Here is a 10,553-nt window from a genome sequence, read left to right as displayed (position 1 = left end):
TGCTGTTCATGCCGATGTACATCTACCAGCAGGCCTCGACCCTGCAGAACTGGCCCTTCGCCGCGGCGATCTCCATCGTCTTCCTGGTGTCGGTGCTGGTGGTGGTGTCGATCTTCAACGCGCTGGGCCGCCTGTCGCGCGGCTATGCCAACGCCTGATCCGGGGAGGCAGCGATGTCCGACTACGCAAGGCCGGTCTCCGGCAGCCGCCGCATCGATTTCGACGCGCTCAGCTTCCGCATCGTCATGACCGGCATCGCGCTTGCGGCGCTGGTCCTGCTGGTCGCCCCGACGGTGGTGGTGATCTGGGTGTCCTTCACCAGCGGCTATTCCCTGAAATTCCCGCCGCCCGGCTATTCGCTGCGCTGGTATGCCGAGCTGTGGAACGCCTGGCAGCTTCAGTTCGCCATGATGAACAGCCTGAAGGTGGCGGCCTGGGCCACCGGCCTGTCGGTCCTGCTCGGCGTCTCCGCCTCGCTCGGCATCGCCCGCTCGCCGACGCTGACGGCCAGGGTGCTGGACAGCCTGTTCCTGTCGCCGCTGGTGCTGCCGGCGCTTGCCTTCGGCCTGTCGTCGCTGATGTTCTTCTCGATGATCGGGGTTCCGGTGTCGCCGCTGACGCTGATCATCGGCCACACCGTCGTCTCCGTGCCCTTCGTGGTCCGCAACACGGTGGCGTCGCTGGCCCAGATGAACCCGTCCCTGCTGGAGGCCTCGTCGAGCCTGGGGGCCGGGCGCTGGTACGGTTTCCGCCGCGTCACCCTGCCGTTGATCCGGCCCGGCATCATGGCCGGCGGCTTCATCGCCTTCATGGCGTCCTTCGACAATGTCCCCGTGTCGCTGTTCCTGCGCGACGCCGCCACCGACATGCTGCCGATCCGCATGTGGCAGGATCTGGAAGGCCGGCTGGACGTCACCGTCGCGGCGCTGTCCGGCGTGCTGATCGTCGCGACCATCGCCCTGATGCTGGTGATGGAGCGCGTGGCCGGCCTTTCCAAACGGTTGACCTGAGCCGTGTCATACACCCAGAAAGAGAGAAACCCCATAGGGCGTGAATTTGAAGGGCAGATGCAGATGGCGGTCGAGGTCGGAGACGACGAAGCGGAACGGAACGATGTCGAGGAAGCGGGTCTGCTCCCCGGCATAACCCACCGCGCGCAGCCAGTCGCCGACATGGAACAGCACCTCGTGCGGGCCTTTGGCGATGCCCTCGCCGCGCACGCTGGGATGGTCGAGCTGCCCGTTGGCGCCGAGTTCGCCCGCCGCCAGCAGCCGGCGTTCGGGCATCAGTGCGTAAAGCTCCACCCGCATGCCCTCTGCGGCGACGCCGCGCGCCACGTCCACGCCGTGTATCGAAATCCCGCCCGCCATGCCGCTCCTCCTACCGGTACCGGGCAATGCTAGCCGAGACGACGGCACCGGCGCCACCCCCGGCGCCACCCCCGGCCCTGCCGCCGCTGCTGCCGGCGCTGATCGGCATGACCGGCCTGCAGGCGCTGGTCGCGCTGGCCCTGTTCGCACCGGGGGTGCTGGCGCCGCGCATGGGGATCGACCCGGCCGGGCTGGGGCTGTTCACCACCACCGGCTTCGCGGTCGGGATGGCGGCGTCGCTCTGCGGCGGCGTGCTGGCCGGACGGCTGGGATCCTTCCGGGTCGCCAGTTTCTGCGCGGTGGCGGTGGCCGCGGCCATGCTGTGCGCGACGCTCGGCAGCGGTGCGGCGGCCCTCCTGGCGGCCGGGATCGCCATCGGGCTGGCCTGCGGACCCGAGACGCCGGCCAGCGCCACCATCCTCGGCCGGCTGGTGCGGGAGGCCGACCGGCCGATGGTGTTCTCCGTCCGCCAGACCGGCAACCAGATCGGCGCCATGGCCGGGTCGCTGGTTTTGCCTGTCCTCGCAACCGTCGCCGACCCCCGTGCCGGCTATATCGCCATCGCCGCGCTGGCACTCGCCTGCGTTCCTGTCTTCGAACGGCTGCGGCCTGCCTACGATCCGCTGACCCGCAGCGCAGCGGCCGGCTTCGGCCTGGGCGCGGCGCTGCGGCTGCTGCGCGACGACCCGGCGCTGCGGCGCATCGCGCTGGCCGCCTTTCCCTATTCGGCGAGTCAGCTGACACTGAACGGCTTCTTCGTCGTCTTCGCGGTGGCGGAGTTGGGGCTTGGTCATGTCGCCGCCGGGGTGGCGCTGGCCGCCGGACAGGCGGGCGGGTTGGCCGGGCGGCTCGGCTGGGGTGTCGTCGCCTCGCGCTGGGTGGCGCCGCACCGGCTGGTCGGCCTGCTGGGGCTGGGCATGGCGGCGGCGTCGATCCTTGTGGCTCTGGCCGGTGCGGCTCTGCCCTTCCCGGTGCTGGCGATGGCGACCTTCCTGTTCGGTCTGACCGCCAGCGGCTGGAACGGCGTCTTCCTGGCGGAGGTCGCCCGGCTGGCGCCTGCCGGCCGGATCGGCGAGGCGACCGGGGCGGTGATGGTCGGCGGCTTTGCCGGGCTGATCGCCGGGCCGATGCTGCTGGTCGCCATCGCCGCGGTCAGCAGCCTCGCCATGGGCTATGTTTTCGTAGGAGTGCTGGCGGCACTGGCCGGCCTCAGCCTTCTGGGAGGCCGTCGATGACCCGCTCCCCGCGCGCGACTGCCGTGGCCGAGGCCGTCCGCACTGGCCGCAGCAGCGCCCGTGCCGAGACCGAGGCGGCGCTTGCCCGCATCGCCGCCGGCAATCCTGCGCTCAACGCCTTCGTCACCGTCGATGCCGACCGGGCGCTGGCCGAGGCGGAGTCCGTCGACCGCCGGCTGGCCGCCGGAGACCTGCCGGCGCTGGCCGGCGTTCCGGTCGCGGTCAAGGATACCATCTGGGTCGCCGGCCGGCGCGTCACCCAGGGCTCGCGCCTGTTCGCCGACTTCCACGCTCCCGCCGACGCCATCGCGGTGGAGCGGCTGCGCGCGGCCGGTGCCGTCATCCTCGGCATGGCCAACAGCTCCGAATTCGCCTGCAAGGGTGTCACCACCAACCCGCTGTTCGGGCCGACGCGCCATCCGCAGGACCCGAGCCTGACCCCCGGCGGGTCGAGCGGCGGGCCGGCCGTGGCGGTGGCCGGCGGGCTGGTGCCGCTGGCGCTCGGCACCGATGCCGGCGGGTCGAGCCGCCGCCCGCCCGCCCATGTCGGCGCGGTCGGGTTCAAGCCGTCCTTCGGCGCCATCCCCTATGGTCCGGGCTTCCCCGAACCCTTCACCGGCATCGCCGTGATGGCTCCCATCGCCGCCGATGTCGCCGATGCGGCACTGCTGTTCGAGGCATTGTGCGGCCCCGATCCGCGCGATCCCGACTCCGTCGCCATCGCCCCGGCGGACATCCGTCCTCTGGAACGCCTGACCGTCGCCTTCAGCCCGCGCTTCGGTCTGGAGGCCCCGGTGGACGAGGATGTGCGGCTGGCGGTCGAAAGCACGGTCGAGGCGCTGGAACGGGCAGGGGTGCACATCGTCCGGCGCGATCCGCCCTGGCCGGCCGGGGTGACGGAAACCGCTCTGATGCCGTTGCAGCATGCCGGGCTGGCCGCCCTCTACGGCGATGCCTTCCGCCGCGATCCGGCCCTGTTCGATCCTGACATCGCCGCGCAGATCGACCGCGGCCTGACCCTGACGGGGGCGGAGGTCGCGGCGGCGCAACTGCTGGGGGTGGAGGTTGCCCGCGCGCTCGCCGGCTTCTTTGCGGAGGCCGATCTGCTGGTCGGCCCGACCACGCCCTGCGTCGCCTGGCCGCTCGACCGGCTGGGACCGGAGACCATCGGCGGACAGACGGTGCCACCACGGGCGCATGCCGTCTTCACCCCGCTGTTCAACCATGCCAGGGTTCCCGCCATCAGCCTGCCTTGCGGCCTCGGCCGTGACGGGCTGCCGGTGGGAGTGCAGGTCGTCGCCCCGCGCGGGCTGGACCGGCGGGTGCTGCGCTTCGCCGCCCATATCGAAACGGTGCTCGCTGCCGGCGGGCAAGGACAGCCGGGATGAGCATGGACAACGATCTTCCTCGGGAAGCTTCCGAAACCGAAGCGGCCCCCCGGCGGCGGCGCACGGTGCCGCCCCCGCCGCTGGCGGAGATGGCGGTTGAGCGCCTGCGCGCCATGATCATCTATGGCCAGCTGGCGCCGTCGGCCCGCCTGATCGAGCCGGAACTGAGCGAGAAGCTCGGCATCTCCCGCACCCCGTTGCGCGAGGCGCTGAAGCTGCTGGCGGCCGACGGGCTGGTGATGCTGCGTCCCAACCGCAACGCCATCGTCGCCCCGCTCGACGCCGACGAGCTGATCCACCTGTTCGAGGCCGAGGGCTGCATCGAGAGCTTCGCCGCGAGGCTGGCCGCCGAGCGGATGACCGCTGCCGACCTGCGCCGGTTGCGCGGCTTCCAGGAGAGGATCGAAGCCCTGCAGGGAGCCGGCGCGCTGGAGGAGTATTTCTCGATCAACCAGAAGATCCATCGGTTGATCGTGTCGGGAGCCAAGAACCCGGCCCTGGTTGATGCGCATGACCGGCTGCTTGGCCGGCTGGCGCGTGCCCGCTACTTCGCGCTGGGCGCCCAGGGCCGCTGGAAGGAATCGGTGCTGGAGCACCGCGAGATCCTGGCGGCGCTGGAGGCCCGCGACGGCGGGACGGCCCAGCGCCTGTTCATGCACCATGTCGGCCGCACCGGCGAGGTGGTTGCCGCGGCCTGCGCCTCGGCGAAGGCCCGGCGGGCGGGGTAGCAACCGTTTCCTCCCCGCTCTTTTGCAAGCCATCGTCAGCCGTGCAGTTCCCGGAACAGGCTGCCCCAGCCCTCGACCCGGCGGGTGTCGACGCCGGTCATGCGCAGCGCCTTCCACACCACGGTCGATACGGTGTCGTAGACGGGGATGCCCAGTGCCTGCTCCACCCGTTCGGCCACCGGGGCGCCGCGCATGTTGGTGCAGATGATGGCGATGGCCTCCGGCTTCGCCTCCGCCACCTCGGCACACAGGCGCTCGATCCGCTCTTCGGCGATCTCCGAGAAGGAGAAGTTGCCGCGGTCGTTCAGATGCCGCTCCCCCACCACCTCGAAGCCGGCGGCGTTGTAGTTCGCGATCATCCGCTCCTGGATTTCATCCAGATAGGGGCTGACGATGGCGAAGCGCTTGCGGCCGGTGGTTGCCAGAATCTCGTTCAGCGCCAGCATCGAGGTGCAGGCCGGGATGCCGGTCTCCTCGGCGATGGTCCGGCACAGCCGCTCGTCGGCGTCGAAGCCGAGCCAGCCCGCCGAGGTCCCGTTCCAGCCGATCACGTTCAGCCTTGCGTCGGCCAGCAGGCGGGCGGCGTCGAGGAAGGGCGCATCGGTGAACTGGTCCAGCGCGGCGGCGCGCAACGAGATCTCCTTGACGGTGAAGCGGCCGAAATGGGCCGACACCTCCGGCAGACCGCTCAGCATGGCTGAGGTCACCGGTTCCAGCACCGTGTTGGACGACGGGGTCAGCATCCCCAGAAGGACGCGCTTGGTCAGGTCGGGCGTGTTCATGTTCGGTCCTCGGCTTCTGATTTTTGGAGTCAGGCGCGCAATGACCATCTATCGCAAAGCATGTGCCAGATTGTATACAAAATGACGATTTACAGATAAATCTTTTTTATCAATAAGTTAACTTGGTAATTTTTGCGGGTTCCCTGTGCCCGTGCTTGCCTGATTTTTCAGCGCATGGCATCGTCAGTGCGCCGCTGCACAATCAAGCGGCATACTGAACGCATTGCCGGATCGACCATGGACACCCAGAATACCGTGAAGGCCGGCGCCGGGCCGATCCGCCGTGAAACGCTGCATCACGCTGCCGTCGCGGAATTGCGCGCGATGATCCTGGCTGGCGCGTTGCGGCCGGGCAGCCGGGTGCCGGAGGTCAAGCTGTGCGATCAGCTCGGCATTTCCCGCACGCCTTTGCGGGAGGCGTTGCGCGTCCTGGCGGCGGACGGGCTGGTGGAGCTTCGCCCGCACCGTGGCGCCGTGGTGACGCCGATCGATCCGCAGGAGATCGCCGATGTGTTCGAGGTGTTGGAGGCGCTGGAGATGCTGGCGGGTCGGCTTGCCTGCCAAAGGGGTACGGCGGAGGAGTTCGCCGACCTCGACCGGCTCCACGCCCAACTCGTCGCCCAGTTTGCCGCCGGTGACCGGCCGGGCTATTTCACGACGAACCGCCGGATCCATGCCCGGATCGTCGCGATGGCGCGCAACCCGTCCCTCGAAGCCACCCAAAGCGGCTTCGCCTCGAAGATCCTGCGGGCGCGGTCGCTGGCCAATGACGATGCGGAGCGTTGGCGCAGCTCCTTGGCCGAGCATGAGGGCTTCATGGCGGCACTCCGGCGCCGTGACGCGGAGGCCGCCGGCAATCTCCTGGGCGCCCACAGCCGCCTAACCGCCAATGCCGTCCTCCTGGCGCTGAACGGTGGGGCGTAGACGGCCACGCCGGCCTGCTCACGGGTTTGGAGGTCGTCAGCGCATGCCGATGGCACGGTCGCGGGCGCTGAGGATGTGCGTGCCGATGGCGTCCTTGGCCCGGTCGGGGGCGCGGGCCAGGATGGCGTGGATGATGGCCAGATGCTCGCGCATCGTCGGGACCAGCACCGTGGTGTTCAGCCGGGTCTTCGACTGCTTGATCAGCCGGATTTTGATCTGGTTGACCCGGTACGCATCGGAAATGATGGCATTGCCCAGCGCGTCGATGATCGTCAGGTGCAGGGCCCAATCGATGTCCTGCGCCTCCTGCAGGAGGGCGGGCTGGATGCCGCCGCCGCTCTCTTCGGCTTCGGCACAGGCGGCGATGATGCGTTCGTGGTCCTCCAGCAGCCGGCGGACCGTCGCCTCCGGCGCCTCTTGGGCGAAGACCGCCACCGCTTCCCGCTCCAGGAACAGGCGGAACTGGAAGGCGTCGCGGATCAGGTTGAGGTCGACATGGGCGACCTGCATCCCGCGTTGCGGCACGGTCTTCACCAGCCCCTCGGCCTCCAGCCGCGGGATCAGCTCACGGATCGCCCCCAGCGGCAGTTCGGTCAACTCGACCAGCTCGCGCTGCGAGATGAACTGCCCGGGACGGATCTCGTCCGCCAGCAGCCGGCGGGTGAAGCTCTCGTAAGCCCGGCTGCGCAGGTTGACCGCTTCCCGGTCGCGTTTGGCGGAGGTCGTCATCCGTGCGATGTCCTGTCAGGAAGGCCCGTCAGGCGGCCCGATCCGCGAACACCCGGTCGAAGAGATGGCCGAGCGTCGCCGTGTCCGCCACCGACATAGGCAGCAAAGGCGCCCTCACCGTCAACCACGCGCTGTCGCCGGTGGCATGCGACAGCAGCGCCTTCACCGCAGGCGTGACCGGATAGCGCAGCACGGCGTCCACCAATTCGACCAGCGCGGCATCGTCACAGCCCTGGTGGACCACCCTGCGCAGCCGGTTCGGTACCAGATTCGCCATGCCCGATATGGCGCCCTGGCCGCCGTCGCGCACTGCCTGGGCCAGCACACGCTCGTCGCCGATCAGCACGGCGAGGTCGTGGCGGTGGGCGGAGAGCAACTGTTGACTGTAGCCCCAGTCGCCGGCGGAATCCTTCACCCCGGCGATGGCCTGGGGGAAGGCGGCCTTCAGCCGGCCGATCAGGTCGAGCGACAGCGGAACCGCGGTGACCGACGGGATGTGGTACAGGATGATGTCGCGCGCCCGGTCGCCCAGCTTGGCGATGAAGCTGGAGAACCACGCGAACAGCCCGTCGTCCGACACGCCCTTGAAATAGAAGGGCGGGGCGACCAGCAATGCCCGCGCGTCCGCATCGAGCAGCTGGTTGGCCTGTTCGAGCGCGTCGTGCAGAGACGCGGCGATGACGCCGCCGACCACATGGCTGCGGAAATCGATGCCGGCGCCCTTCAGCGCGCCGATCATCTGCTCGCGCGCCACCTGGCCGAGCAGCGGCCCCTCTCCCGTGGTGCCGAACAGCGTGACCGAGTCGCAGCCGTTGGCGAGGCACCAGTCGACATGCCGGGTCAGGCGGGCCAGATCCACGCTGCCGTCGTCATGGTAGGGCGTGGTCAGCGCGCAGGACAGGCCGAAGCGGCCAGTGGATTGAATCACTTTGCATTTCTCCCGGGAATGGTGGAACGGTAGGCCGGCTGGCGGCCGCGTCACCACTAACATGTTACTAGGATGTTTTTCGTTTGCAAGAGGAGTGCGCAGGAATTATACGTTGACCAAGCAATCAAACCGGTGGCGGAGCGGATCCGTGTCGCTCACAGTGTCCGCCGCAACAGGCAAATCCGGGCGCCCAAGGCCCAGGCGATAACGGGGAGGAGTGCATGTCGATGTCGAACGGAATGTCTTTGTCGCGCCGCCGGCTTCTGGCGTCGGGCGCTGCAGCCGGTGCGCTGGGCCTCGGCGGCATCGGCTTGCCCGCCTTCGCCCAGACCGGTGGCGGCCACACCGGCGGGGTCGACTGGCGCAAATATGCCGGCACCAAGATCGAGGTGAACCTGATCAAAAGCCCGCGCGGCGAGACGCTGACGAGGTATCAGAAGGAGTTCGAGGAGCTGACCGGCATCACCGTGGTGTCGGAACAGACTCCGGAGCAGCAGCAGCGCCAGAAGGCGGTGATCGAGCTGACCTCCGGCCGGCCGAGCTTCGACGTCGTCCACATCAGCTATCATGTCCAGAAGCGCCAGTTCGAGAAGGGCAAGTGGCTGGCCGACCTGACGCCCTTCATCAAGGACCCGGCCTTGACCGATGCCGGCTTCCTCGACGATTTCTCCGAAGCCGGGGTGACCTTCGCCCGCAATCCGGAGGGTGGCATCGGTGCGCTGCCCTTCTCGGTCGATTACTGGATCGTCTATTGGAACAAGGACCTGTTCGCGAAGAAGAACCTGTCCTTCCCCAAGACCTTCGACGAGATGGTGGCCGCAGCCGCAGCACTGACCGACCCGGCGAGCCAGACCTACGGCTTCGTCGCCCGCGGCATGAAGAACGCCAACACACCGGTATGGACCAGCCTGCTGCTGGGCTACGACCAGTACAGCGTCGATGCCAACCGCAACCTGCTGACCGACACGCCGGAAGCCATCGAGGCGGCGAAGCTCTACCAGACGCTGATGACCAAATCGGCGCCGCCGGGCGTCACCGGCTTCAACTGGGCGGAATGCCAGTCGGCCTTCCTCCAGGGACGCGTCGGCATGTGGTTCGACGGCGTCGGCTTCGCCCCGCCGCTGGAGGATCCGGAGAAGTCGCGCGTCGTCGGCAAGGTCGGCTACGGCCTGATGCCGAAGGGGCCGAAAGCGCACGCCGCCGCCACCACCGGCGACGGCGTCGGTGTCACCGCAGCGTCGAAGAACAAGGAAGCCGCCTATCTCTACTGCCAGTGGGCGACCGGCAAGCTGATGGGCGCCCGCCTGCTGCAGGCCGGGGCCGGCGTGCCGTTCCGCACCTCCGTCCTGTCTGACGCCGATGTGCGCAAGGGCGTGAAGATGCCGGCGGCCTGGGTCGATGCCGTGGTGGAGTCGGCGAAGATCAGCCGCCTTGCCCTGCCGGTCATCATCCCGGTCACCGAGTTCCGCGACGTGCTGGGCGGGGCGCTGACCAACATGATCTCCGGCAGCGATCCGGCGGCGGAACTGAAGCGCGCCACCGCCGACTTCAAGCCGATCCTTGAGCGTAGCGAGAAGACGTGAGCATCCTGACCTCTTCCGACCGCGTGGCCGGCGCCGCTTCCGTTGGCAGGACGAAGCGGCTGCGGCCCTCCTACTGGCCCTTCGTCGTGCCGGCGCTGGTCGTCGTCGTCGGGGTCATCGTCTTCCCCTGGGTCTTCACCCTGTGGATGAGCGCCATGGAATGGCGCATCGGCGAGGAGCAGCGCTTCGTCGGTCTGCAGAACTACGTCCGTCTGGCGACGGATGTGCGCTTTCTGGAGGCGATGGGCCACACGATGGTCTACACCGCCCTGTCGGTCCTGGCCCCGCTGGTGCTCGGCACCGCGGCGGCGCTGGCCTTCAACACCAGGCTGCCGGCGAGAGGCCTGCTGCGCGGCATCTTCGTCATGCCGATGATGGCGACCCCGGTCGCCATCGCCCTGGTGTGGACGATGATGTTCCACCCGCAGCTCGGCGTTCTGAACTACCTGCTGTCGCTGGTCGGCATCGGGCCGCTGCAATGGGTCTATCACCCCGGCACGGTGATCCTGTCGCTGGTGCTGGTGGAGACCTGGCAATGGACGCCGCTGGTGATGCTGATCGTCCTGGGCGGGCTGGCGTCGCTACCGACCGAACCGTACGAGAGCGCGCAGATCGACGGCGCCACCGCCTGGCAGCGCTTCCGCTACCTGACCCTGCCGATGATCAGGCCCTTTCTGATGGTGGCGGTCATCATCCGCAGCATCGACGCGCTGAAGAGCTTCGACATCCTCTACACCATCACCCAGGGCGGGCCGGGCACGGCGTCGGAGACGATCAACCTGTATCTCTACAGCGTCGCCCTCACCTATTACGACATCGGCTACGGCTCGGCCATCGCGGTGGTGTTCTTCGTGCTGATCATCATGCTGTCGCTGATCCTGATCTA

11 protein-coding genes are annotated in these 10,553 nt (G+C 68.6%); 7 read left to right on the top strand and 4 right to left on the bottom strand.

Going from position 1 to position 10,553, the window contains the following annotated elements; translation table 11 throughout:
* Positions 1–173 precede the first annotated feature (173 nt).
* On the top strand, positions 174–1,010 hold the full coding sequence (locus I71_RS19970) for an ABC transporter permease (protein ID WP_042696976.1): 837 nt from the start codon (positions 174–176) through the stop codon (positions 1,008–1,010).
* A 6-nt stretch (positions 1,011–1,016) separates the two neighbouring features.
* Here the strand turns inward: I71_RS19970 and I71_RS19965 are convergent, their stop codons facing one another.
* On the bottom strand, positions 1,017–1,370 hold the full coding sequence (locus I71_RS19965; protein ID WP_042696973.1) for a hydroxyisourate hydrolase: 354 nt from the start codon (positions 1,368–1,370) through the stop codon (positions 1,017–1,019).
* A gap of 26 nt (positions 1,371–1,396) precedes the next feature.
* Between I71_RS19965 and I71_RS19960 the strand changes: the two genes are divergently transcribed.
* The 3 genes from I71_RS19960 to I71_RS19950 are packed head-to-tail and all read left to right on the top strand — an operon-like array spanning position 1,397 to position 4,721.
* The gene (locus I71_RS19960) at positions 1,397–2,605 is read left to right on the top strand and encodes an MFS transporter (protein WP_042696971.1); all 1,209 of its coding nucleotides are present in this window, start codon (positions 1,397–1,399) and stop codon (positions 2,603–2,605) included.
* Positions 2,602–3,993, top strand: a complete 1,392-nt coding sequence (locus I71_RS19955) for an amidase (protein WP_042696968.1) — start codon at positions 2,602–2,604, stop codon at positions 3,991–3,993. The genes I71_RS19960 and I71_RS19955 overlap by 4 nt, the downstream gene beginning before the upstream one ends.
* Positions 3,990–4,721, top strand: a complete 732-nt coding sequence (locus I71_RS19950; protein WP_083897274.1) for a GntR family transcriptional regulator — start codon at positions 3,990–3,992, stop codon at positions 4,719–4,721. The genes I71_RS19955 and I71_RS19950 overlap by 4 nt, the downstream gene beginning before the upstream one ends.
* Before the next feature lie 35 nt (positions 4,722–4,756).
* Here the strand turns inward: I71_RS19950 and I71_RS19945 are convergent, their stop codons facing one another.
* Positions 4,757–5,503 carry an aspartate/glutamate racemase family protein gene (locus tag I71_RS19945; protein ID WP_042696965.1) on the bottom strand — a complete coding sequence of 249 codons (747 nt, stop codon included), beginning with the start codon at positions 5,501–5,503 and terminating at the stop codon, positions 4,757–4,759.
* Between the two features lie 237 nt (positions 5,504–5,740).
* On the opposite strand from I71_RS19945, the gene I71_RS19940 reads away from it, so the two are divergent.
* Positions 5,741–6,427 (top strand): GntR family transcriptional regulator, encoded by a 687-nt coding sequence (locus tag I71_RS19940; RefSeq protein WP_042696962.1) that lies wholly within the window; start codon positions 5,741–5,743, stop codon positions 6,425–6,427.
* Positions 6,428–6,463: 36 nt separating this feature from the next.
* Here the strand turns inward: I71_RS19940 and I71_RS19935 are convergent, their stop codons facing one another.
* Complete coding sequence (locus I71_RS19935; RefSeq protein ID WP_042696959.1) at positions 6,464–7,156, bottom strand: GntR family transcriptional regulator; 693 nt, start codon at positions 7,154–7,156, stop codon at positions 6,464–6,466.
* Between the two features lie 28 nt (positions 7,157–7,184).
* Positions 7,185–8,084: a dihydrodipicolinate synthase family protein gene (locus tag I71_RS19930; RefSeq protein ID WP_042696956.1), complete on the bottom strand. Its 900-nt coding sequence runs from the start codon at positions 8,082–8,084 to the stop codon at positions 7,185–7,187.
* Positions 8,085–8,311: 227 nt separating this feature from the next.
* On the opposite strand from I71_RS19930, the gene I71_RS19925 reads away from it, so the two are divergent.
* Both I71_RS19925 and I71_RS19920 read left to right on the top strand, forming a co-directional pair.
* A complete protein-coding gene (locus I71_RS19925; protein WP_042696981.1) occupies positions 8,312–9,667 on the top strand; it encodes a sugar ABC transporter substrate-binding protein in 1,356 nt (451 codons plus the stop codon).
* On the top strand, positions 9,664–10,553 hold an 890-nt coding region (locus I71_RS19920), incomplete at its 3' end, for a carbohydrate ABC transporter permease (RefSeq protein WP_042696953.1). The genes I71_RS19925 and I71_RS19920, both read left to right, overlap by 4 nt.

This window comes from Azospirillum sp. B506 (assembly GCF_000333595.1).
Lineage (GTDB): Bacteria > Pseudomonadota > Alphaproteobacteria > Azospirillales > Azospirillaceae > Azospirillum.
Note: the sequence above shows the minus strand (reverse complement) of the source record. Positions and strands in the feature narration are given on the sequence as shown.